A 23,460-nucleotide genomic window follows, 5' to 3' on the forward strand; every position below is an offset into this window, starting at 1 on the left:
TCGGTCGGCGCGTCAGAGGTGCAGGCCGGGTGGGTTGGGGCGGGCCAGGCCCAGGTCGTAGGCGAGGATCGTCGCCTGGACCCGGTCCCGCAGCCCGAGTTTGCGCAGGAGCGCGTTGACGTGGGACTTCACCGTGCCCACCGTGATGCCCAACTGGTCGGCGATCTCGGCGTTGTTGAGGCCCGCCGCCACCAGCGTGAGAACGCCGCGCTGGCTGGCGGTGAGGCTGTCCAGTTCGGGGGCCGGGGCGCCGGGGGAGGTCCCGGCTCCGGCGCCCGAGGCGTAGTGCCCGATCAGCCGCCGGGTCGCCGACGGCGCGAGCACGCTCTCGCCCGCCGCCACCACCCGGATGCCCTGGAGGAGTTCGGCGGGCTGGACGTCCTTGAGGAGGAAGCCCGAGGCCCCCGCCCGCAGGGCGTCGAAGACGTACGCGTCGAGGTCGAAGGTGGTCAGGACGAGGACCCGGGGCGCGTCCTGGCGGCCGGTGATGATGCGGGTGGCGGCGATTCCGTCGAGTTCGGGCATGCGGACGTCCATGAGGACCACGTCGGGGGAGAGTTCCTCGGCCATCCGTACGGCGGTCGCGCCGTCGCCGGCCTCGCCGACGACCGTCAGATCCTCCTCGGCGTCGATCACGGCGGCGAACCCCGCCCGTACGATGCCCTGGTCGTCGACGACCAGCACCTTGAGACTCATCGTTCCCTCTTCTCCTCACCCTGCTCCGCCGCCGGCGCGAGCGGCAGCCGAAGGCCGACCGGGCCGGATGCCTCGGTGGTCAGGGTGCCGCCGAGCGCCGCGATCCGCGCCGTGAGCCTCTCCCGTACGGCGGGGCGGGCGCCAAGCGGCACACCGGTGGCGGTCAGCGTCAACGTAGCGCCGTCCGTGTCGAGTTCCAGCAGGGCGGGTTCCTCGCCGCCGACCGCGAGCAGCGTCTCGGCGGCATGGTAGGCGGTCAGGTCCACGGCCGTGGGCAGCCGGTCCGGGACCCGGCCGGTGAGCCGTATCTCCACCTCGCGGCCGGTGGCCCGGCACTGGGCGGCGAGCAGGTCGAGGGCCTGGAGGGTGGGCTGGGGGCGCAGCGCGGGTGCCGTCTCGTTCTCCCGGACCGTGTCGAGCAGGGCGCGCATCGCGGCCAGGGCCTCACGGGCGCGGTCGGCGGTGCCGTCGAGCCGGCCCGCCTCCGCCTCCGCGACCATGTCGGCGGTGCGGGCGAGCACGGTGGTCTCCAGCCCGCCGGCGATCCGGCGCCGCTCGGCCCACGCGTCCCGGACGGCCTCCTCGGTCCAGACGGCGAGCCGCTCCTCGCGCGCGCCCCGGTCGGCCCGGTCGCGCCGCCCGCGCAGGCTCCCGACCCGCACGGCCGCACCGGCCACCGCCAGGGCCACGACCACGGCACCCCCCGCCACCGCCCAGCCGGGCACCGACGTACCCCGGTCCAGCACGGCACCGGCCGCGGCCCCCGCATGAACGACCACCGCCATCACCACGGCGGCCAGGAACGGGCCGTCCGACGACAGCACGTACGAGACCAGCCGGACAGCCACACCACCCGCCGAGACCACCTGCTCCGCCGAGCCACCCCCCGGGACGACGCGCTCCGCCACGCCACCCCCCGGAACCGGTCGCTCCCCCGAGCCACCCCCCGGGACCACCCGGTCCCCCGAGCCGCCCGCCGAGACCGGCAGGTCCCCCGAGCCACCCGCCGAGACAGGCAGGTCCCCCGAGCCACCCGCCGAGACCACCCGGTCCGCCGAGCCACCCGCCGAGACCGCCCGGGCCCCCGAGCCACCCGCCGAGACCGGCCGCTCCGCCACGCCACCCCCCGGAACCGGTCGCTCCCCCGAGCCACCCGCCGAGACCGGCCGCTCCGCCACGCCACCCCCCGGAACCGGTCGCTCCCCCGAGCCACCCGCCGAGACCGGCCGCTCCGCCACGCCACCCCCCGGAACCGGTCGCTCCGCCACGCCACCCGCCGAGACCGGCCGCTCCGCCACGCCACCCGCCGAGACCGGCCGGTCCGCCACGGCACCCCCCGGAACCGGTCGCTCCCCCGAGCCACCCCCCGGGACCACCCGGTCCCCCGAGCCACCCGCCGAGACCGGCAGGTCCGTCGAAACCAGCTTTGTGGTCCTTCGGGCCCCGGCCGGGGCCGGACGCGCGGCCGTTCGGGCTTGCGCCCTCGCCGTGAGGGCCGTGCAGGTGGCGAGTGCGCTCAGCGCGGGCGGCAGCAGCACCGGGCCGGTGTAGTCGCCCAGCGCCATCGCCACCGGCCACAGCGGGGCCAGGGCGAGCAGGGCGGCGAGGGCGAGCCGGGGGGTCCGGCGCAGCCACAGCAGGGCGACCGCCTGGGCCGCGGCGAGCAGGGCGAACAGCGTGCCCGCGGTGAGGTGCGCGGTGGACGACGCGGTGGACGACGCGGTGTCCGCGCGGATCACCAGCGCGGGAAGCAGCGGCTGGAGGGACAGCCCGAGCGCGGCGACGACCTGGGCGAGCCGGTAGCCCCGCGGCACGCTTGCCTCCACCGGGCCGGAGCCTCGGCCGGGCAGGGCCGCGCGCACCTCCCAGCCGCCGTCGGCCGTCGGACCGGTGCTCAGGGTGCCGCCCGCCTCCCGGGCGCGGGAGCGCAGGAAGCCCTGGCCTCGGCCGCCGCCGAGGCCCGCCGCGTGCGCCGCCGCGCCGGCCGGCGGGGCCGCGCTGGTGACCACGACGTCGGTGCGGGTGTCGCCGTAGCGGCACAGCACCGTCGTACGGGCGCCGGGTGCGTGGCGTGCCACGTTGGTCAGCGCCTCGCGCACGATGCCGTACGCCGCGTCCGCGACGACCCCCTCCGGCAGGGGGTCGATCGCGCAGTCCACCGGCTGGTCGAGCCTGCGGAACCCCGCGACGAGCGCCAGCAACCGCTCCTCGGGCGTGGGCAGTTCCTCACGTGAGGGCGTCGGCGCCCGGACCGCGCCGAGGGCGCGGCAGACCTCCCGGCCGGTCTCGGCGGCGAACCGCAGTGCCTCCTGGGCCAGTTCGGGGCGCCGCTCGCGCAGCCCAAGCGCCGCGCCCGCGGTGACCACCACCGCGGTCAGATGGTGGGCGCTGACGTCGTGCAACTCCCTCTCCATCCGCCGCCGTTCGGCCGCCGGGAGCCGGTGACGTTCGGCCTCGGCGCGGCGGAGCGCCCGCTCGGCCGTCTGCCGTGCCCGCCGGGCCCGCCGCGCCACCAGGCCGCTGCCGCACGCGGCCGCGTACAGCAGGGCGGTGAGGGCGACGCCCAGGCCGTCGCCGTCCCTGAGCCCGTGCAGGGTGACGTCCTGCGTCACCTGCCAGAAGGGGAGCGCCACCACGCACAGCAGGGCGGTGAAGGTGTCGCGTTCGCTCGCCACGGTGAACAGGGCCAGCGCGACGCCCGCGGTCCCGGACACGGCCACCGCTCCGGTGGGCAGCGGCCCGGCCCCCAGCCCGCAGGCGACGGCGACCAGGACCAGGGTGGTCACCGGGCGGGCACGGCGCAGCGCGAGTGCGGCGGTCAGCGGTCCGGCGACCAGGGCGGCCACGAGCAGGTCGGACGCGGAGGGGACGGTGCCGCGTACGAGCGCCGCCCCGGGCCACACCAGCGCCTGGACGCAGATCAGCAGGACCGGGATCAGCCGGTCGTCGGTTCGCTTCATGGTGCGCCCAGGCTAGGTCCGCACGTGAGGGACCCGACTCCCGCTCGGGTCGTATTCCCGCCTCTTACCTGGGTTGCAGATCCGCCCCTGGGCTCGATCACATCGAGGAACCCCTCCACCACTGACCTGCGCGGGGAATCACCCTGTCCCAGCGCGTTCTCGTCGGGACCGGCTCGGTCACCTTCACCGCGGCCTGATCCAAACGACAGGCCTAGCCCATCGGCCGGTAGTGGCCGAGTACCCACGCGAGTTGGGCGAACCAGGTCTGGAGCACCTCGCGGGGCCTGGCGTTGACCACGCACTCGTACACCCGGCCGTCGAGGTGGACCACGGCGACCATCAGCGCCTTGCCGTTGGGGCTCGCCTTGTAGTGGACGCTGCGGATCTCCGGCCAGGGGAAGTCGACCGTGATGTCGTACATCTCGAAGGCCACACCGGAGACGTCGACGACGATCGAGTTGTGCTTGTCGACGGCGAGGAACTCGGGTCCGGGCGGGGCCGGTCGCGGCGGGACGGGCTGCTGGGGCCCGGACGCGTACGGGGCCGGCTGCGGGGCGTACGGGGGCGGCGGCCCCGGTGCGTAGGGGGCCGGAGGAGGCCCGAAACCCGGCGGGACGGCCGGAGGTGGCGGCGGCTGGTCTGTCACCCCGGCAACCTACCCGCCGCCCCCCGCGCCCCCGCGTCGGGGCTCCTCTGAAACATTTCCCCCACCCCACCGCATCAATGAGGTGAGGACAGCACAGCAACGGGACAGCGACCGGACAGGGGGACGTATGAGGAAGGTCCGTGCGGACGAGTACGCCGAGTTCGCGGCGGCGCGCACCGGGCATCTGTACCGGTCGGCGTGTCTGCTCACCGCCGGGGACACGCATCTCGCCGAGGATCTCGTCCAGGAGACCCTCGGCAGGCTGTACGTCCGCTGGGGCCGGGTGTCGCGCGCGGACAACCCGGCGGGGTACGCGCAGACCGTCCTGACCCGCACCTTCCTCGCGCACCAGCGCCGACGCAGCAGCCGTGAACGGGCCGTGGCGGTGTTTCCCGACCTGCCGGACGGCGGCGGCATCGACACACCGCTGAGGCTCACCCTGCTCCAGGCCCTCGGGCGGCTGCCCGCGAAGGACCGGGCCGTGGTGGTGCTGCGGTACTGGGAGGACCGGTCGATCGAGGAGACCGCCGGTGCGCTGAACGCCAGTTCGGCGGCGGTACGGACCCGGTGCTCGCGGGCGCTAGCACGGCTGCGGGAGCTGCTGGGCGAGGACATCGGCGAGTACGTACGCCCCTGATCGCCCCCTGCCCCCGCCCCTACTCCTGGCGCACCCGCCGCCGCCCCCTGTGCAACCGCCCACGCTCACCCCGACTCATCCCCAGCCCGTGGAAACGGTGGTTCACCATGCCCGCAGACCAGCAGACCGACCCCTTCGAGGACCGTCTCTCCGCCGCCCTGCACGAGACCGGCGGCGCGTTCGACACCCCGCGCACCGAGCTCGCCGCCGCCGGTGCGCGGCGCGGCAGGCGGCTGCAGTTGCAGCGGCGGGCCGCGATCGTGGGGAGCGCGGCGAGTCTCGCGCTCGTGGGGGTGGGCGGGGCGCTGCTCGTGCCCTGGAGCGACGGGCCTGCCCCCCGGCCCTCCTCGGTCGCGGGCAGCGGCACGCCCCGCCCGGCGCCCTCCTACTCCGCGGACGACGTCGTCCGCACGCTCCAACGTCTGCTTCCGCAGGGGAAGTTCACGAAGACGGAGGCCCGTGGCACGGGTGAGGAACTGCCGCCGCTGGCCGTGGGGGTGTTCGACGACGGCCGGGGTGCGGGTGCCGTGTCCGTGGGGCTGGAGCGGATCACGCCGACGGGGCGGAAACTCAATCCGTCCGCCGAGGTGATGCCCTGCCCGGAGGGCACCCAGTCGGGCTTCGACAGCTGCACCACCGAGGGCCTGCCCGACGGCTCCGCGATCACGGTCTACCAGGGGTACGAGTATCCCGACCGCCGCGTGGACACGAAGTCGTGGGGCGCCGATCTCGTCACCCCGGACGGACATCACGTCAGCGTCCTCGAGTGGAACTCCCCGGCGGAGAAGGGCAAGCCGATCACCCGGACCGATCCCCCTCTCGGCCCGAAGCAGTTGAAGGCGCTGGCCGCCGCCGCGCCCTGGCGGAAGATCATCGACGCCCTTCCGCGGGAGGAGGCGCCGACCACCGCCGGCAGCGCCCCCACCCGCCCCGGGGAGCTGTCCGGGCTGACGATCCTGCGCAAGCTCAGTCGGCTGCTGCCCAAGGGGGTCGACATCGTCGCCAACGGCACTCAGGAGACCGGGTTCGGCTACCTCGTCGTCGACGACGGCAAGGGGCGGAGCCTCGTCCAGGTCAACGTCCAGCCCGGTATGTCGGATGTCGCCGGCCAGCTCTTCGGCTCCGACGCCGAGACCCTCGCCGACGGCACCCTGGTCACGGTCCGCGAGGCGCCGGGTGAGAAGGGCGGGGCGGGGGTCGTGATGTGGACGGCGGACACCCTGCGCAAGGACGGGCTGCGGGTCGTGATCAGCGCCTTCAACACCGGCGACCAGAACAAGGACGCGACCCGCAAGGCGCCCGCTCTCTCCCTCGGCGACCTGCGGAGGATCGCGCTCAGCCCGGAGTGGCTGAACGACACGGTCACCCCTTGAGCGGGCTACTGCCCGAGCAGCGCCAGGATCTCCTCCGTGGTGCCCGGCTCGCCGATCAGCGGGAAGAGGTAGGACACGCTGTGCCGGTGGGCGTCCTCGTCGATGTCCGTCATGACGTCGACCGCGAACGTGACGTGGTAGCCGTGCTCGTGGGCGGCGCGGGCGGTCGACTCGACGCCGAGGCTGGTGGCGATGCCGCCCAGCACGATCTGGGTGACGCCCCGCCTGCGCAGCTGGACGTCCAGGTCGGTGCCGTGGAAGGCGCCCCAGTTCCGCTTGGTGACGTGGATGTCCCCGTCGTGGCCGCCGAGCGCTTCGGCGATCGGTCCGAGGTCGTGGGGGCGGGAGCGGCCGCCGGCCAGCCGGGCCGCCTCGCTGCGGCCGGGGACGGCGTCGGCGCCGTCGGGTGAGGTGGCCATGCGGACCAGGACCACGGGGGCGCCGGCGGCCCGGAAGGCGTCGGCGAGTCCGGCGGCCCGGGCCACCACGTCGGCGGCCGCGTACGGCGTGGTCGGGGCGGCGAGTGTGCCCGCCTGAAGGTCGATCAGGACGAGCGCGGTCTTGTCGTCGAGCACGGTCACGGCCACGGCGCGGCACCTCTCCCAGGGGAGCCCGAGCCCAGGAGAGGTACTTGCGCAACTCAAGCTTGAGTAACTCAAGTTTGCCCCGCGCAACCGATCGGTGCCCGAAAGGACCGGCCGCTCAGAAGAACTCCGACCACGGCTGGTCCGCAACCTGCTTCACGCACAGCACCAGGAACAGCAGCCCGGCCAGCGCCAGCATCGCGTTGCTCACCGGACCGTTGCGCCACTCGCGCGGCGTCCGGGAGGAGTTGAGCAGCCACAGCAGGGTGCCGGCCAGGAAGGGCAGGAAGGCCGCGCCCAGGACGCCGTACAGGATGATCAGCCGGAAGGGCTGGCCCTGGAAGAGCAGCACGATCGGCGGGAAGGTCAGCCACAGCAGGTACAGCCGGAACGGCCACGAACGCTCCCGCTCCCCCGAGGCGACCTCCGCCCCGCGTGCCGCCTCCCGGGTCCGGGAGCGGGCCACGAAGTCGGCGAACATCAGGCTGACGCCGTGCCAGACGCCGATCAGCGAGGTGAAGGAGGTCGCGAAGAAGCCGATCAGGAAGAACTTCGCCGTGGCCGCGCCGTACTCCGCCTCCAGGATGTCGCCGAGCTGGACGAGCCCCTTGTCGCCGCTCGCGATCGCGACGTTCGCGGAGTGCAGCAGCTCGGCACCGACGAAGAGCATCGCGATCACGAAGACGCCGGTCGTGAGGTACGCGACGCGGTTGTCGAGCCGCATCACCTTCATCCAGCCCGGGTGGGTCCAGCCCTTGGCGTTGACCCAGTAGCCGTACGCCGCGAGGGTGATGGTGCCGCCGACGCCGCCGATCAGGCCGAGGGTGTTGAGGACGGAGTCCTTCTCGTCGGGCAGCACGGGCAGCAGCCCGGCCAGCGCGTCCGGGAGGTTCGGGGTCACCCGCACCGCCAGATACACCGTCACCACGAACATGACGCCGACCAGCACCGTCATGACCTTCTCGAAGACCGCGTACCGGTTGAACCACACGAAGACGAGGCCGACCAGCCCGCACGCGATGCCCCACCACTCGAGGTCCATCACGTCCGGGAACAGCGCCTGCAGGGGCAGCGCGCTCGACGACATCGCCGCCGCGCCGTAGACGAAGCCCCAGACGACGGCGTAGACGACGAAGAAGTACGTCGTCCAGCGCCCGAGGCCGGCCCAGCCGTCGAAGAGGGTGCGCCCGGTGGACAGATGCCAGCGCCCGGCCGCCTCGGCGAGCGAGATCTTCACCAGACAGCCGACGACCGCCGCCCACAGGAGCGTGTAGCCGAAGTTGCTGCCCGCGACGAGGGTGGCGACCAGATCACCGGCGCCCACCCCCGTCGCGGCGACGACGATGCCGGGCCCGATGTACTTCCAACTGCTCTTGCGGGGGGAGGTGTTGTCGGTGTTGTCGATGCCGGATGATGCCTGGGTGTCAGTGGGGTTACCCGTGGTGTCCGCCATGAGGGTAAAGAAAACCTAAAGGGGCCCGGCCCGGCAAGAGGGCACACCCGTTCCTAGTCGCACCCGCACGTGCCGAGTTCGAACCACACCGTCCTGCCGACCGCGTCCTCATGACATCCCCACCGCCGGGCCAGCGCGTCCAGCAGGAACACCTGCGGCACACACCGCCCGCCGTCCTCCACCTCGCACCGCAGCACCCCGTGCGCCGCCGTCAGCGTGAGCCGGAAGCGGCTCGCGGAGTTCAGCAGCGCGCTGGTGGCCAGCTCGCTGACGAGCAGCTCGGCCGTGTCCACCAGGTCGCCCCGGTCCGCGAGCCCCCACCCCTCCAGCCGTCTGCGCACCTGCGCCCGCGCCTGGGGCACGGCGACGGGCCGGGGGTCGTACTCCGCGCTCCAGTGGCCGGCGCCCATCGGCGGCTGGGGACAGGCGCCGTAGCGGGGCGCGGGTTCCGGGCGGGGTCCTCCGCCGGAGAGTCGCAGCATGGCCATGGCCTCAGGATGTCCTCCCCGGGCCGTCCGCGTACGGGGAGGACTACCCGATTCCGTACCCGCACCGCTGCCGCGGGTGGGCTCACGCGTACTGCAACCGTACGGCCGTGCCCCCGCCACCGGTGTCCCGGACGTCGACGTACGCGCACACCTGGCGTGCGTACCAGAGCCCCTGACCGGGGGCCGGTTCGGCGGCCGGCGGCGGGACGAAGCCGACGAGCGGGTCGTCGATCCGCTCGGCCAGGGAGACCTCGCAGACACAGCCGGGGGCCTCGCCCCACAGGGCCGCGCCGGTGACCCGGCCGAGGCCGGCCGCCTCGGCGACGGCCGCGGCGAACGCCTCCGCGTCGGCCGGGCCCAGCCCCCGCCCGGCCGCCCAGGCCCGCACCGCCTCGGGCGCCGGCTCGGTGAGCCGCCGCGCGTCGGACGGGGTCGGCGGCAGCGGTACGGCGTCCAGCTCGGCGGCGATCCTGGCCGGGTCCTCGTACACCTCCGTGTCGGGGTGGGCGCGGCGGGCCGCCTCGATGAGGACGGCGCCGGCGGTACGGGTGTCGTAGACGCACATCGCGGTGGTCGCCGTGGACGCGAAGAGGAGGTTGGCGAGGGCCTCGTAGCGGATCCACTCGGCGCTCTCGCGCGGGGAGCGGCCGGCCCGGCCGTTCCACACGGGTTCCATCAGGAGGTGCGTACGGCCGCCGGGTCCGCCGTGTCCGGCGAGGTGGACGGCGGCCCGGGCGACGGCGTTGGCGGCGGAGCCGGTGTACCAGTCGGTGTGCGGGAGGAAGCCGATGTGCCGGGCGTCGGCGCCGAGGGCGTCGCGCAGGAGGTCCAGCCGGTCGGGGGCGAGGATCGCCATCGGCGGGGGCTCGTCGGGGGCGGCGAGCCCTTCGGCGAGGAACGGGAGGGCGTCGGCGAGGAAGCCCTCCTCGGTGCCGAACACCGTCATGCGGTGGTCGAACGTGCCGGGTGCGGGCGAAGGGGAGGCGGAGGGCGAGGACGGAGCGGTCATGGGTCCCTCGTGGGTCGGTCGGGTGAGCGGATGGGCGTGCGGGGTGCGGGTGCGGGGCGGGCGGGGGTCAGCGCTGGGCCGCCACCCAGGCGGCGATCTGGCTGCGGTTGCTGAAGCCGAGCTTGCTGAGGATGCGTTCGACATGTCCTTCGGCGGTGCGGCGGGCGATCACCAGACGGTCGGCGATCTGCTGGTTGGCGAGTCCCTCGGCGACGAGTTCGGCGACCTGGGCCTCGCGGCGGGTGAGGCGGACGGTGGCGGCGGGCGGCTCCTCGGGGTGTCCGTCGGGGCGGGGGAACCCGGTGCCGTCCCCCGGGTCGGCCAGGACGCGGGCGGCGAGCTCGGGCAGGGCGAGGGCGGCGCCGCGGTCGTAGGCGCGGCGGTAGTCGGCGGGGCCGATCGCCTCGCGGACCCGGTCCTCGGCGGCCCGGCGGGTGGCGCCCAGGCAGGCGGAGCCCCAGCGGTCGCGGTCCACGTCGGTCCAGGCGCGGTCGGCGCCGCCGAGCAGGAGGGCCGCCCGGTCGTGGGCGCCTCGGTCGGCGGCGATCCGGGCCAGCAGATCGAGGGTGAGAGCGATGCCGACGACGTCGTGGACGGCGAGCTTGAGCCGCAGCGCCTCACGGGCGTGCGCGTCCGCCCGCTCCGCGTCCCCTTTCACGGTGAGGGCGAGGGCGAGGATGCGTTCCCCGTACGACAGCACCCACTGCTCGCCGTGCTCCGCGCACAGCTCCCTGATCCGCTCGCACACCTCGATGGCCTCGTCGGCCCGGCCGAGGAAGGCGAGGGCGCAGGCGAGTTCGACGTGGTCCAGGCCGAGGAGGCTGAGGTGCTGGCCGGGGACCCGGCCGCGGGCCACGGCGGCACGGAAGTGGGTGAGCGCCCCGGGCAGGTCGTCGCTGAACAGCCGGATGACGCCGATGGCGTAGTCGGCGTGGGCGGCCTCGGCCCGGTCGCCGAGCCGCCGGGCGAGGGCGCGGGCCTCCTCGGCGCGGCGGCGGCCCCGGGTGAGGTCCTCGGGGCAGCCGGCGAGGAGGCCCGCCGTCCACAGGGCGCGGGCCCGCTCGGGGGTGGGGTCGGGATGGGCGTCGAGGGCGCGGTCGAGCCAGTAGCGGCCCTCGCGGGGGGCGCCGCAGGCATGCCAGTGGAACCACAGGGTGCCGGCCAGCCGCAGCCCGGCGTGGGCCTCGCCGGGCGTGGTGAGACTGAAGTCCAGAGCGGCGCGGAGGTTGTCCCGGTCGGCTCGGAGCCGGGCGACGATCCCGGGCTGCCCGGGCCCGAACCACTCCCGCTCACAGGTCGCGGCGAGCTGCTGCGCCCAGTCCCGGTGCCGGACCCGCGCGGCGCGCTCCTCCCCCGGGCTCTCCCGCAGCCGCTCCAGTCCGTAGTGCCGCAGGGTGTCGAGCAGCCGGTAGCGCAGCCCGCCGTCCGGACCGGCCTCCCGGCACAGCACGGACTTGTCCACGAGCCCGGCGACGGCTTCGAGAACGTCGGCGGAGCTCCCCGCCACCGTCCCGCCGCACACCGCCTCCGCGGCCTCCAGGTCAAAGCTCCCGGCCAGCACCGACAACCGCGCCCACACCGTCTGCTCCCGCTCGTCGCACAGCTCATGGCTCCAGTCGACGGCGGCCCGCAGGGTCTGGTGGCGGGGCAGTACGGCGGGGCTGCCGCCGGTCAGCAGGCGGTAGCGGTCGTCGAGGCGGGCGAGGAGCTGGTCGACGTCGAGGACGCGCATCCGCACGGCGGCCAGCTCGATGGCGAGGGGCAGTCCGTCGAGGCGGCGGCAGAGGCGGGCGACGGAGGCGCGGTTGGCGGCCGTGAGACGGAAGCCGGGGACGACCGCCGCGGCGCGGTCGGCGAACAGGGCGACGGCGGGGTAGCCGTCGGCGGCGGTGAGGTCGCCGTCGGGGTCGGGGACCGGCAGCGGCCGTACCTCCAGGAGGTGTTCCTCGGTGAGTCCGAGGCGGTGCCTGCTGGTGGCGAGGACGCGGATGCCGGTGGTGCCACGCAGGAGCGCGCCGGCGAGGGCGGCGCAGGCGGTCGCCAGGTGCTCGCAGTTGTCGACGACCAGGAGCAGCCGGCGTTCCCGTAACCGCTCCACGAGGGCGTCCAGTGCCGGGCGTTCGGAGTGGTCGTGCAGACCGAGCGCGTCGGCCACGGCCAGCGGGACGAGGGCCGGGTCGTGCAGACCGGAGAGGGGGACGAAGCGGACGCCGTCGGGGAAGGCGCGTGCGACGCGGGCCGCGATCCGGGCGGCCAGACGGGTCTTGCCCACACCTCCCGGGCCGGTCAGGGTGACCAGCCTCGCCCTGGCCAAGAGTTCGCGCCCTTCGGCCAGTTCGCACCGCCGGTCGACGAAACTGGTCGTCTCCACCGGCAGGTGGCAGTCCCGGCGCGGCGCTGATCCGCCCATGATCAGCCAGTCCTCTGGGGGGGTGCGTGCGTGCGGACCCCCAGACTTCCCCGGGGAGTACATATATGCACCTCGACCTCACCCCCATGGGTGCGCTTCATCGAGGTCCGCCCGCCGCGACACGCCCATGCGTACACTGCGCCGCCGTTCGGCTCGTCCCTTTCCGCATGATTCAGGCCAAGCGGCTCTTTGTCGTGTATTGACCTGACCATGCCAACCCCGGACCATGAGCGGCACCGCACCGCCGCACACAGCAAGCGCACAGCAGGACCCCCCACACCCCCTCCCCACAAGGAGACTTCATGCGACTTCGCATCCGCGGCTCAGGCGCCGGCGCCACCCGCGCCCGCAGCGGCAAACGGACCGCTGCCCTCGCCACCCTGCTCGCCCTCGCCCTCGCGGCCCCCCTCTCGGCGACGGCCGGCAACGCCTCCGCCGACAGCGCCCCGAAGGCGGCCTCCTCCTCCGACGACATCCGCCAGTACGAGATCCACGTCGACCACAACACCCCCGTCACCCGCACCGCGATCGCCCGGGCCGGGGTGAGCATCGACGAGGCCGACGAGGAGACCGTGGTCGTCTCCGGCCGCGCCGACCAGATCAGCAAACTGCGCGCCCAGGGGTACGAGGTCACCCCGGTGGGCGCCGCGCCCAACCGCCTCGCCGACAGCGAGGTACGGCTGTTCGACTTCCCGTCGGCGGACTCCAAGTACCACAACTACGCCGAGATGACCGCGGAGATCGACCAGCGGATCGCGGCCTACCCGAGCATCATGAGCAAGCGGGTCATCGGCAAGTCGTACGGCGGCCGGGACATCGTCGCCATCAAGATCAGCGACAACGTCGGCACCGACGAGGCCGAACCGGAGGTGCTGTTCACCCACCACCAGCACGCCCGTGAGCACCTCACCGTCGAGATGGCCCTCTATCTCCTCCGCGAGCTGGGCGCCGGCTACGGCAGCGACTCGCGGGTGACGAACATGGTGAACGGGCGTGAGATCTGGATCATCCCCGATCTCAACCCGGACGGCGGCGAGTACGACATCGCCACCGGCTCCTACCGCTCGTGGCGCAAGAACCGGCAGCCCAACTCCGGTTCCTCGTACGTCGGTACGGACCTCAACCGGAACTGGAACTACAAGTTCGGCTGCTGCGGCGGGTCCTCGGGCTCCACGTCCTCCGAGACCTACCGCGGGGCGTCGGCCGAGTCCGCGCCCGAGGTGAAGGTCGTCTCCGACTTCGTGCGCAGCCGGGTTGTGGGCGGCAAGCAGCAGATCACCGCCGGGATCGACTTCCACACCTACAGCGAGCTGGTGCTGTGGCCGTTCGGGTACACGTACTCGGACACGGCGACCGGGATGACGGCCGACGACAACGCCGCGTTCAAGGCGGTGGGGCAGAAGATGGCGGCCAGCAACGGGTACACCGCGGAGCAGTCGAGCGACCTGTACATCACCGACGGGACCATCGACGACTATCTCTGGGGCGTGCACAAGATCTTCTCGTACACGTTCGAGATGTATCCGACGTCCAGTTCCGGGGGTGGGTTCTACCCGCCCGACGAGGTGATCGAGCGGGAGACCTCCCGGAACCGGGACGCCGTTCTGCAGTTGCTGGAGAACGCGGACTGTATGTACCGGTCCATTGGTAAGGCCGCCCAGTACTGCGGTTAGGCGCGCGGTTCCTCGCGCCCCTGGTCGGCGTCCTGAGCGTCCTCTTCGAAGTACGCGTCGAGGACCTCGTCCAAGGACGCCTCCCACTCCTTGAACCGGGCCCTGGCCGTCGCCTCGATCTCTATCGGGTACCAGCGGCGGTCAGGGGTGTGGACCGTGACGGTGAACCGCTTGCCGAAGCGCGGGACCTCCGTCTCGACGGCGCCGATCTCGTCCCAGCGGAACTCGCACTGCTCCTCGTCGAGGGTCAGGCGAACTCCCTTGGCGTCGGCGACGATCCGCGCCCGGCGGTCGGAGGCCTCGAAGACGGGGCCCTCGGAGGCCTCCTCCTCGGTGGGGGCCTCCTCCTCGGCCTCCGCGGCAGGGGCCTCGCCGACTTCGTCGACCTCGTCGGTCTCCGCGGCCTCTTCCGCCTCCTCCGCCGGCTTCGCGTCCGCCGGCTCGTCCGCCTTCAGGGGCGACGAGAGCCCGGGGATGAACGCCGGGTCGAATCCGGCGCCCTCCAGGGGCTTGCTGCTCGAACCTATCCGCTGCTGCTCCACAGCGCGAAGTATGGTCGAAGATCCTGTGCCGGACACAGCCAGCCCCTACTTCGTTACCGGAGGCCTACAACGGAGAGGTTCACACGAACAGGCTCAACACGGCCGCCACCGCGAACCCCGCCACCGACAGGACGCTCTCCAGCACGGTCCAGGTCCTCAGGGTGTCCCGCTCGGTGATGCCGAAGTACTTGGCCACCATCCAGAAGCCCCCGTCGTTGACGTGCGAGGCGAAGATCGAGCCCGCCGAGATGGCCATGATGACGAGGGCGACGAAAGCCTGCGAGTGGTGGCCCTCGGCCAGCAGGGGCGCGACGATGCCGGCCGTCGTCACGATCGCGACCGTGGCCGAGCCCTGGGCGACCCGCAGGACCACCGAGATGAGGTACGACAGGACCAGCACCGGCAGACCCACGTCGTGGAAGGTGTCGGACAGGGCCTGGGCCACCCCGCTCGCCTTGAGGACCGCGCCGAAGATCCCGCCCGCGCCGACGACCAGCAGGATGTTGCCGACCGGCTTCAACGAGGCGGTGGAGACCGTCTCCAGCGACCTGCGGGACCAGCCGCGCCGGATACCGAGGACGTAATAGGCGAGCAGCAGGGCGATGGTCAGCGCCACGAAGGGGTGGCCGAAGAACTCGACCACCGAGCGGCCGGTGGAGGGGTCCAGGGCGATGGAGGAGAAGGTGGCCGCCAGGATCAGCAGGAGCGGGGTGCCGATGATGCCGAGGACCGTGCCGAGCGGCACCGGGTCCTCGCGCGGGACCACGCCCTGCGCCCGCTGCTCGGCCAGCACCGCCTGCCTGGCCTCGTCCGCCGCCTCGACCATGTCCTGCGGTACGGCGACGAAGAGACGCCGGCCGATCCAGGCCGCGTACGCCCAGGCCGCCAGCACCGCCGGGATGCCGCAGACCACGCCCATGAGGATGACCCAGCCGAGGTCGACGCGCAGCAGTCCGGCGGCGGCGACCGGGCCGGGGTGCGGGGGCAGGAACGCGTGGGTCATGGAGAGGCCCGCGAGCAGGGGGAGGCAGTAGAGGAGGATCGACCTGCCGCCGCGCCTGGCCGCCGCGTAGACGATCGGCGCGAGGACGAAGATGCCGACGTCGAAGAAGACCGGGATGCCGAAGACGACACCGGTCACGCCCATGGCGAGGGGCGCGCGCCGCTCGCCGAACAGGTTGAGGAGACGGGTGGCGAGCACCTCCGCCCCACCGCTGACTTCGAGGACCGCGCCGAGCATGGTGCCCAGGCCGATGATGATCGCGACATGGCCGAGGATGCCGCCCATGCCGGACTCCAGGGTGGAGACGGCGTCGGAGCGCTGGACGGTGCCGAAGAGTTCGGTGACGGAGAGTCCGGAGAGCAGGCCGACGGCTATGGAGACCGCGAGGAGGGCCACGAAGGGCTGGAGCCGGACCTTGATGATCAGGAAGAGGAGGAGGGCGATGCCGAGGGCGGCGACCGTGAGGAGGCCCGCGGTGCCGTCGACGAGGAGGAGCAGGCCACCCGTGTGGGGTGGAGTGGGGGTCATGGGGGGTCCTCGGTGGGGGTTCACAGTGCTTTCGGGCAGGGGGGATCGCGGTACGGCGCCACGGACGGGCGCCGTACCGTCGTACGGGAGACGAGGGGGCGTCAGCCGAGGACGGCCAGCGCGTCGATCTCGATGAGCAGCCCGGCGGGCAGACCGACGTAGACGGTCGTGCGGGCGGCGGGAGGAGCGGTGAGGGCCTGCTCCTCGAAGTAGGCGTTGTAGATCTCGTTCATCTCGCCGAAGTGGTCCACGTCCGTCAGATAGACGCGGATCATCATCACGTCGTCCCAGCCGGCACCGCCCTCCTCGAGGATCGCCTTGACGTTGGCGAGGGTCTGGAGGGTCTGCTCGCGCAGGGTGGGCCCGGCGGGCGTCGGGGGCCTGCCGTCCTCGGCGGGCAGGAAGCCGACCTGTCCGGCGACCTGGAGGATGTTGCCCTTCTTCACACCGTGGGAGAACTTCGCGGGCGGGGTGGTGTGGGTCTTCGGGGTGAGCGCGATCTTGTCCGTCATACGGGGTCCTTTACTGGTGTTCTGCCGGAGTACTCACCGCTGATGGCGTCCGCCGTACGGCGCACCAGCGGGCGCAGGGTGAGGAGTTCGTCGGCGGTGACGACGACGTTGGGCGCGGAGACCGACATCGCGGCGACCACCCGGCCGTCCGCGCCGCGGATGGGGGCGGCGACGCAGTTGATGGACTCCTCGTGGCCGCCGAGGTCGGTGGCCCAGCCCTGTTCCCGGACCTTCTCCAACTCCTTCAGGAAGGCGGGGGCGTTGGGGGTGGAGCGGGCGGTGTAGAGGGGGTAGTCGAGCTGCTCGGCGACCGTGCGCCGCTCGGCCTCGGGCAGGTCGGCCAGGAGCAGTTTGGCGACGGCGGCGACCGTGATGGCCACGGGCTTGCCGATCCGTGAGTACATCCGCACCGGGTAGCGGCTCTCCACCTTGTCGATGTAGAGGACCTCGCCCTCCTCGTACACGGCGAGGTGCACGGTGTGTCCGCACTGTTCGTTGAGGCGGACGAGGTGGGGATGGGCGATCTCGCGGATGTCGAGGTTCTCCATCGCCTCCTGGGCGAGGGCGAAGAGCCGGGCGCCGAGGCGGTAGCGCTGGTCGGACTGGCGGTAGACGAGGCCGTGTTCATGGAGGGTGCGCAGGAGGCGCAGGGCCGTCGACTTGTGCACGCCGAGGCGGTCGGCGACCTGTCCGAGGTCGGCGGGGCCCTCGGCGAGCAGCGGCAGGATGCTCAGCGCTCGGTCGACGGTCTGGCTCATGGGGTGGCTACCTCCTCCGGGGCCGCCCCGGCCTGTGTCCAGCCGGGGCCGAGTCGAAGTGTCCCCCACGCCCGGTCGTCGAGGGCGGCGAGGCGGTCGGCGTGGCTGCGGGAGGGGGGTACGGCGAGATCACCGGCGACGGTGAGGGTGGCGGCGGCCCAGAGGTGGCCGTGGCGCAGCCGGTCCCGGAGGGAGAGCCCCCGGAGGGTCGCGGACAGAAACCCGGCGGCGAAGGCGTCCCCGGCGCCGACCGCGGCGACGACGTCGACGTGCGGGGCGGGGACGTGCAGGACGGCCTCTCGGTCGTACACGGTCGCCCCGTGCTCCCCCTGTTTGACGACGAGCACCTCGGGGCCGGGGAGCGCGGCGCGGACGGCGTCCACTCCGCTCAGGCCCCACACCTCCCGCGCCTCGTCCTCGCCGACGAACACGAGGTCGGCGGCGCGCGCGAGGTCCCGCAGCACTCGGGGGCCGTCGCCGTCCCTCCACAGGCCCGGGCGGTGGTTGACGTCGAAGGAGACGAGGGGCCGGCCGGGGCGTGCGGCGGTCAGTTCGCGCAGCAGTCCGAGGCAGTCCGCGGACAGCGCCGCCGTGATCCCCGACAGGTGCAGCACGCGCCCCGCCCGCGCGGCCGCCAGGTCCACGTTCGCCGCGCTCATCGCGGAGGCCGCCGACCCGGCCCGGTAGTACGCCACCTCGTGGGCGTCGGTGGAGCGGTCGCCGGCGGTGCGGAAGTAGACGCCGGTGGGGTGGTCGGGGTCGCGGTGCACGGACGCGACGTCCACGCCGTACGACCCGACGGTGTGGACGAGGTGCTCGCCGAAGCCGTCCGCCCCCACCCGGCTCACCCAGCGCACCGTGTGCCCGGCCGCCGCCAGGGCACAGGCCACGTTGGACTCGGCCCCGCCGATCGCCCGGTCGAAGGAGGGGACGTCGGCGAGTCGGCCGGGACGGGTGGGCAGGAACGTGACCATGGACTCGCCGAGCGCGACGACGTCCACGACGTCGGGGGCATGCACGATGTCGTAGCTCCTCGTCGTCCGGGGGCACGCGGCTCCATTGACCGGGCGTTGGCGTGGATGTTAGACAGCGGTTGGCGATATACGCAATGAACGTTGCCCAGAATGCAACGGGCTCGATCAGGGAGGCCCAGTGTCCGGTACGGAAGCGCTCGCCCGCCTCGCGGAGGAAGCAGTCGACCACCGCTTCAAGGGCCTCCCGCCGGACGCCGACGGCCTCACCGTCGCCGAACTGACTGCCCAGCGCCGCAACCTCTTCACCGACGGCTTCACGACCCCGCTCCTCGCCCTCTCCGCCGAGCGCCTGGAGCACAACCTGCGGCTGATGGAGACGTACGCGGCCCGCCACGGGCTCGCGTTCGCCCCGCACGGCAAGACGACCATGGCCCCACAGCTCTTCCGGCAACAGCTCGACCACGGAGCCTGGGGCATCACCCTCGCCGTCCCGCACCAGGTCCGGGTGGCCCGGGCGTACGGCGTCGGGCGGGTGTTCCTCGCCAACGAGGTCGTGGACCCGGCGGCGCTGCGCTGGCTCTCCGGACAGCTCGACGCCGACCCCGGCTTCCACCTCGTCTGTTACGTCGACTCCGTGCGCGGGGTCGAGCTGATGGACGCGGCCCTGGCCGGGGCCGCCCGCCCGCTGGACGTCGTCGTGGAACTGGCCGCCGGGGAGGGCGCCCGGACCGGGGTCCGCACGGAGGCCGAGGGCGCGGCGGTCGCGGACGCGGTGGCCGCCGCGGCGAGCCTCAGGCTGGTGGGCGTCGCCGGGTACGAGGGGGAGGTCCCGCAGGCCGACCCGGAGCGGGTACGGGCCTGGTTGCGCCGCCTGGTGGCGCTCGCCGTCGGCCTCGACAGGGCGGGGCGGTTCGAGGGGGTGGCGGAGATCGTCGTCAGCGCGGGCGGCAGCGCCTGGTTCGACACCGTCGCGGAGGTCTTCGAGGAGATCCCCGAGCTGTCCTGCCCCGTGCTGAAGCTGCTGCGCTCCGGCGCCTACCTCGCGCACGACGACGGCCACTACCGCCGGCTGACCCCCTTCAACCGCGTGCCGGAGGAGGGCTCCCTGGAGCCGGCCATGCGGCTGTGGACGCAGGTCGTCTCCCGCCCGTCCGCGTCCCAGGCGTTCGTCAACGGCGGCAAGCGGGACGCCGCCCACGACCTGGACCTGCCGTTCGCCCAGGTGGTCCGCCGCGACGGCGTGGAACGCCCGGCCACCGGTGTCTCGGTCACCGCCCTGTCCGACCAGCACGCCTGGCTGCGCACGACCGAGGAGGCGGACGTCGAGGTCGGCGACTGGGTGGGGCTCGGCCTCTCCCACCCGTGCACCTCCTTCGACAAGTGGCCGCTGATCCCGGTCGCTCAGGCGGACGGCACGGTCGTCTCCTACATCCGTACGTTCTTCTGAGCACGTTCTTTCCGAGTGGAGGCCGGCCATGGAAGACCTCGTCATCCGGGACGCCGACGTCGTCGACGGCAGCGGCGCGGACTCCTACCGCGCGGACGTGGTGATCGACGACGGCAGGATCGCCGCGATCGTCCAGGAGGCCGCGGCGGCGGGCTGTCAGCGGCCGAAGGCGGTCCGGGAGCTGGACGCGGAGGGGCTGGTCCTCTCACCCGGCTTCATCGACATGCACGCGCACAGCGACCTCGCCCTGCTGCGCGACCCGGACCACAGCGCCAAGGCCGCGCAGGGGGTGACCCTGGAGGTCCTGGGCCAGGACGGCCTGTCGTACGCCCCGGTCGACGACCGCACCCTCGACGAGGTCCGCCGGGCCATCGCCGGCTGGAACGGTCCCGGCGACGACGTCGACGTCGACTGGCGGTCGGTGGGCGAGTACCTGGACCGGCTGGACCGCGGCATCGCGGTGAACGCGGCCTACCTCGTCCCGCAGGGCACGGTCCGCGCCCTGGCCGTCGGCTGGGAGGACCGCCCGGCCACGCCCCGCGAGCTGGACCGGATGCGGCAGTTGGTGGCGGAGGGCCTGGAGCAGGGCGCGGTCGGCCTGTCCTCCGGACTGACGTACACCCCCGGGATGTACGCGGAGAACGCCGAACTGACCGAACTGTGCCGGGTGGTGGCCCGCTACGGCGGCTACTACTGCCCCCACCACCGCAGTTACGGGGCGGGCGCGCTGGAGGCGTACGCGGAGATGCTGAAGCTGGCGAGGGACGCGGACTGCGCACTGCACCTCGCCCACGCCACCTTGAACTTCGGTGTGAACGACGGCCGCGCCCCCGAACTGCTGGCCCTTCTCGACGAGGCGCTCGACACGGGCGCCGACCTCACCCTCGACACCTACCCCTACACGCCCGGCTGCACCACGCTCGTGGCGCTGCTGCCGAGCTGGGCGGGCGAGGGCGGCCCCCGGGAGATCCTGCGCCGCCTCGCCGACGACACGACCGCCGAGCGGATCCGCCACGACCTGGAGGCGACCGGCGCGGACGGCTGCCACGGCGTGCCGGTGGACTGGGACACCGTCGAGATCTCCGGGGTGACCGACCCGGCGCTGGGCGACTTCGTCGGCCGTACGATCCGGGAGTCGTCGTCCCTGCGCGGCGAGGCCCCCTGGACGACGGCCCGCCGGCTGCTGCTGGACGACGGCCTCGGCCCGACGATCCTCCAGCACGTGGGCCACGAGGAGAACGTGCGGGCCATCATGCGCCACCGCGTCCACACGGGCGGCTCCGACGGCATCCTCCACGGCGCGAAACCGCACCCGCGCGCCTACGGCACGTTCCCGCACTACCTGGGCCACTACGTCCGGGAGTTGGGCGTCCTGTCCCTGGAGGAGTGCGTGGCCCATCTCACCGGCCGCCCGGCCGCCCGCCTCCGCCTGCCCGACCGGGGCCTGATCCGCGAGGGCTACCGAGCCGACCTGGTCCTCTTCGACCCGCGAACAGTGGCGGCGGGATCCACCTACGCCACCCCCCGCACCCTGCCCACCGGCATCCCCCACGTCCTGATCGACGGCCGCTTCGTCATCGAGAACGGCCGCCGAACGGACACATTGGCAGGCCGAGCGATTAGACGTACGCCCCTGTAGCCCACCCGCTTTCAGGGGCGCGGGGCTGTGTCGACACGCGGCTCCGCCGCGGGTGCGCGACCGGCCCCCACCCACCCGCACCCAGGAACGACGCTTACGGCTTGGGCAAGACGCACGCACTCGCACTCAGGTTGAGCTGGTTCCCCGTAGTGAAGCAGGCCGGAATCTGATAGATCTCCTGCGCGTAGTTGATGCCCTCGCGCACCGTCACCGCACCGCTCTCACTCACCTCGCACGGGTTGTTCACCGTGCAGCTCTCCCCGTCCTCGTTGCCGGTGTTGTTGACGGCGACGACCTTGCCGGTGGACTGGTCGATCACCGGCGAACCGGAGGTGCCGCCGATGGTCTGGCAGGCCGAGGTGTAACGGAGGGAGTCCTTCCAGGTCCAGTCGCCCTCCTTCAGGCGGTAGACGAACCCGTCGATGTTGCAGCTGTAGAGCGTCTTCCAGTAGCCGGAGGCCACGGTGATGGCGGTACCGGCCGTCGGGTGCGTGTTCTGCACGGTCAGCGCGGAGATCCCGTACGAGTTCTTGATCGTCGCGTAGGTGCTGGTGAGCTGGTAGATCGACACGTCCGTGTCGGTCATCGTCGCGTAGGCGAGCTTGCTGGCCCGCAGGGTCGCGACCCGGGTGCCGGAGGAGTTGAGCAGCCCGAAGGTCCGCGTGGAGGTCTGGTTGGTGAGGACCTCACCCGGGTCCAGGAACCCGGACGTCAGGCAGTGGCCGTTGGAGAGCACCAGCGCGGGGTCGGTGTCCAGGGAGTTGGGGAAGCGGATGACCGATCCCGAACAGTTGCTGAGCGCGACGGTCCCGGCGAGGGTGACGGCCTGCAGCGTGGGCGCGGCGGCCCGGGTCTCCGTCTGGGCCGCGGCCTTGGTGTCCGCCTTGGCGGCGGGTGCCGCGACGGCCGGTGCCGCTCCGATCCCGGCGATGGCCAGGGCGGTGAGCGCGGCGACGAGAGGCTTTCTCATGTGGGGGTCCCCTCTTACGACGAGGCGACCGGAGATCTTCCGGCCGCCCGCTGTTTTGTCATGTGCATTCTTAGTACGGATGCACGGAGGGGCAAGCGGTCTTTTCCGGACGGGAGTTGGCGCGATCCAGCGCTTTACAGAAACGGAACACGGTTCCGTATATTAAACGGGACAGCGTTCCGCTTCTGGAGGCATCTCACCATGAGCACATCGCCCCACCCCGCGCCCACGCCGGTCCTCTCGGTCGGCCCGGTGACCCTGTCCACCCCGGACCGGCCCGTGGATCTGCATCTGCGCGTCTCGGCACCCATGACCGGGGACGATCTCCCGGTCGTCCTCCTCTCGCACGGCCAGGGCCACTCGAACCACCTCTCCTCGCTGAACGGCTACGCCCCGCTGGTCCACCACTGGGCGGCGCGCGGCTTCGCGGTGATCCAGCCCACGCACCTCAGCTCCCGGACCCTGACCCTGGCCCCCGACACCCCCGGCGCGCCTCTGTTCTGGCGTTCACGGGCCGAGGACATGAGCCTGATCCTCGACCGGTTCGACGAGATCGAGGCCGCCGTACCGCAGCTCGCGGGGCGCCTGGACCGGGAGAAGATCGCCGTGGCCGGGCACTCGATGGGCGGGCACACCGCGAGCCTGCTGCTGGGCGCCCGACTCACCGACCCGGACGACGGGACGGAGGTGGACCTGACCGAGCCCCGCGTCAGCGCGGGCGTCCTGCTGGCGTCGGTCGGCCGGGGCGGCGACGCCCTCACCCCGTTCGTGCAGGAGAACTGGCCCTTCTTCCTGACCACCGACTTCTCGAAGATGACGACGCCGACGCTGGTGGTCGCCGGCGACCGGGACGACTCCGCGCATCTGACGGTCACGGGCCCGGTCTGGCACGCCGACCCGTACACGCTCTCCCCCGGCCGCAAGTCCCTGCTCACCCTGGTCGGCGGGGAGCACGGCCTCGGCGGGGTCTCCGGCTACGACGTCGCCGAGACCACGGACGAGAGCCCCGAGCGGGTGGCCCTGGTCTCCGAGCTCACCTCGGCCTATCTCCGCAGCGAGCTGTACCCGGGAGACCCGGCCTGGCGAACGGCGTGCGAGACCCTGGCGGCCACCCAGGAACCACTCGCCCGCGTGGAATCGAAGTAGGCGCGAAGCGCC

Annotated in this window: 20 protein-coding genes; 6 read left to right on the plus strand and 14 right to left on the minus strand. The window is 73.0% G+C overall.

The genetic code is table 11. The annotated features are described in order from the left end of the window. Window positions 1–12: 12 nt before the first annotated feature. From OG852_RS18335 to OG852_RS18345, 3 genes are all read right to left on the minus strand, one after another. Window positions 13–696, minus strand: coding sequence for a response regulator (locus tag OG852_RS18335; RefSeq protein ID WP_133912664.1), 684 nt, complete (start codon window positions 694–696; stop codon window positions 13–15). Beyond that, window positions 693–3,656 carry a sensor histidine kinase gene (locus tag OG852_RS18340; RefSeq protein ID WP_330348459.1) on the minus strand — a complete coding sequence of 988 codons (2,964 nt, stop codon included), beginning with the start codon at window positions 3,654–3,656 and terminating at the stop codon, window positions 693–695. The genes OG852_RS18335 and OG852_RS18340 overlap by 4 nt, the downstream gene beginning before the upstream one ends. 211 nt (window positions 3,657–3,867) lie before the next feature. Then, on the minus strand, window positions 3,868–4,302 hold the full coding sequence (locus OG852_RS18345) for a hypothetical protein (RefSeq protein WP_330348460.1): 435 nt from the start codon (window positions 4,300–4,302) through the stop codon (window positions 3,868–3,870). Between the two features lie 127 nt (window positions 4,303–4,429). Here OG852_RS18345 and OG852_RS18350 point away from each other — a divergent pair, with 127 nt between their 5' ends. Further along, window positions 4,430–4,939 (plus strand): SigE family RNA polymerase sigma factor, encoded by a 510-nt coding sequence (locus OG852_RS18350; protein WP_330348461.1) that lies wholly within the window; start codon window positions 4,430–4,432, stop codon window positions 4,937–4,939. 107 nt (window positions 4,940–5,046) lie between these two features. Beyond that, window positions 5,047–6,312, plus strand: a complete 1,266-nt coding sequence (locus tag OG852_RS18355; RefSeq protein ID WP_330348462.1) for a hypothetical protein — start codon at window positions 5,047–5,049, stop codon at window positions 6,310–6,312. A gap of 5 nt (window positions 6,313–6,317) precedes the next feature. Here the strand turns inward: OG852_RS18355 and OG852_RS18360 are convergent, their stop codons facing one another. The 5 genes from OG852_RS18360 to OG852_RS18380 all read right to left on the minus strand — a co-directional run bounded on the left by OG852_RS18360 (window position 6,318) and on the right by OG852_RS18380 (window position 12,256). Next, on the minus strand, window positions 6,318–6,899 hold the full coding sequence (locus tag OG852_RS18360) for an isochorismatase family protein (RefSeq protein WP_330348463.1): 582 nt from the start codon (window positions 6,897–6,899) through the stop codon (window positions 6,318–6,320). A gap of 115 nt (window positions 6,900–7,014) precedes the next feature. Next, window positions 7,015–8,349 carry an Nramp family divalent metal transporter gene (locus OG852_RS18365; RefSeq protein ID WP_330348464.1) on the minus strand — a complete coding sequence of 445 codons (1,335 nt, stop codon included), beginning with the start codon at window positions 8,347–8,349 and terminating at the stop codon, window positions 7,015–7,017. Window positions 8,350–8,402: 53 nt separating this feature from the next. Further along, the gene (locus OG852_RS18370) at window positions 8,403–8,831 is read right to left on the minus strand and encodes an ATP-binding protein (protein WP_443064650.1); all 429 of its coding nucleotides are present in this window, start codon (window positions 8,829–8,831) and stop codon (window positions 8,403–8,405) included. An 88-nt stretch (window positions 8,832–8,919) separates the two neighbouring features. After that, window positions 8,920–9,846 (minus strand): MEDS domain-containing protein, encoded by a 927-nt coding sequence (locus tag OG852_RS18375; protein WP_330348466.1) that lies wholly within the window; start codon window positions 9,844–9,846, stop codon window positions 8,920–8,922. Between the two features lie 67 nt (window positions 9,847–9,913). Beyond that, entirely contained in the window at window positions 9,914–12,256 is a 2,343-nt protein-coding gene (locus OG852_RS18380; protein WP_330348467.1) for an ATP-binding protein, read from the minus strand. Between the two features lie 302 nt (window positions 12,257–12,558). On the opposite strand from OG852_RS18380, the gene OG852_RS18385 reads away from it, so the two are divergent. Beyond that, window positions 12,559–13,929: a M14 family metallopeptidase gene (locus tag OG852_RS18385; RefSeq protein ID WP_330348468.1), complete on the plus strand. Its 1,371-nt coding sequence runs from the start codon at window positions 12,559–12,561 to the stop codon at window positions 13,927–13,929. Here the strand turns inward: OG852_RS18385 and OG852_RS18390 are convergent. The 5 genes from OG852_RS18390 to OG852_RS18410 all read right to left on the minus strand — a co-directional run bounded on the left by OG852_RS18390 (window position 13,926) and on the right by OG852_RS18410 (window position 18,246). Further along, the gene (locus tag OG852_RS18390) at window positions 13,926–14,471 is read right to left on the minus strand and encodes a hypothetical protein (protein ID WP_133912673.1); all 546 of its coding nucleotides are present in this window, start codon (window positions 14,469–14,471) and stop codon (window positions 13,926–13,928) included. The two genes, OG852_RS18385 and OG852_RS18390, sit on opposite strands and share 4 nt — an antisense overlap. Before the next feature lie 79 nt (window positions 14,472–14,550). Further along, on the minus strand, window positions 14,551–16,002 hold the full coding sequence (locus tag OG852_RS18395) for a GntP family permease (RefSeq protein WP_330348469.1): 1,452 nt from the start codon (window positions 16,000–16,002) through the stop codon (window positions 14,551–14,553). 101 nt (window positions 16,003–16,103) lie between these two features. Next, window positions 16,104–16,514: a RidA family protein gene (locus OG852_RS18400; protein WP_133912675.1), complete on the minus strand. Its 411-nt coding sequence runs from the start codon at window positions 16,512–16,514 to the stop codon at window positions 16,104–16,106. Continuing rightward, a complete protein-coding gene (locus tag OG852_RS18405; protein WP_330348470.1) occupies window positions 16,511–17,272 on the minus strand; it encodes an IclR family transcriptional regulator in 762 nt (253 codons plus the stop codon). The genes OG852_RS18400 and OG852_RS18405 overlap by 4 nt, the downstream gene beginning before the upstream one ends. Then, on the minus strand, window positions 17,269–18,246 hold the full coding sequence (locus tag OG852_RS18410) for a sugar kinase (RefSeq protein ID WP_133912893.1): 978 nt from the start codon (window positions 18,244–18,246) through the stop codon (window positions 17,269–17,271). The genes OG852_RS18405 and OG852_RS18410 overlap by 4 nt, the downstream gene beginning before the upstream one ends. Window positions 18,247–18,424: 178 nt before the next feature. Here OG852_RS18410 and OG852_RS18415 point away from each other — a divergent pair, with 178 nt between their 5' ends. Together OG852_RS18415 and OG852_RS18420 are read left to right on the plus strand one after the other, a co-directional pair. Next, window positions 18,425–19,693 (plus strand): amino acid deaminase, encoded by a 1,269-nt coding sequence (locus tag OG852_RS18415; protein ID WP_330348472.1) that lies wholly within the window; start codon window positions 18,425–18,427, stop codon window positions 19,691–19,693. Window positions 19,694–19,721: 28 nt separating this feature from the next. After that, window positions 19,722–21,332, plus strand: coding sequence for an N-acyl-D-amino-acid deacylase family protein (locus OG852_RS18420; RefSeq protein ID WP_330348473.1), 1,611 nt, complete (start codon window positions 19,722–19,724; stop codon window positions 21,330–21,332). A 94-nt stretch (window positions 21,333–21,426) separates the two neighbouring features. Here OG852_RS18420 and OG852_RS18425 read toward each other — a convergent pair whose 3' ends face one another. Continuing rightward, window positions 21,427–22,302 carry a S1 family peptidase gene (locus tag OG852_RS18425; RefSeq protein WP_330348474.1) on the minus strand — a complete coding sequence of 292 codons (876 nt, stop codon included), beginning with the start codon at window positions 22,300–22,302 and terminating at the stop codon, window positions 21,427–21,429. Window positions 22,303–22,503: 201 nt separating this feature from the next. On the opposite strand from OG852_RS18425, the gene OG852_RS18430 reads away from it, so the two are divergent. Continuing rightward, window positions 22,504–23,448 carry an alpha/beta hydrolase family protein gene (locus OG852_RS18430; RefSeq protein ID WP_330348475.1) on the plus strand — a complete coding sequence of 315 codons (945 nt, stop codon included), beginning with the start codon at window positions 22,504–22,506 and terminating at the stop codon, window positions 23,446–23,448. The last annotated feature ends 12 nt before the right edge of the window (window positions 23,449–23,460 follow it).

Origin of the sequence: Streptomyces sp. NBC_00582 (assembly GCF_036345155.1) — a bacterium.
Lineage (GTDB): Bacteria > Actinomycetota > Actinomycetes > Streptomycetales > Streptomycetaceae > Streptomyces.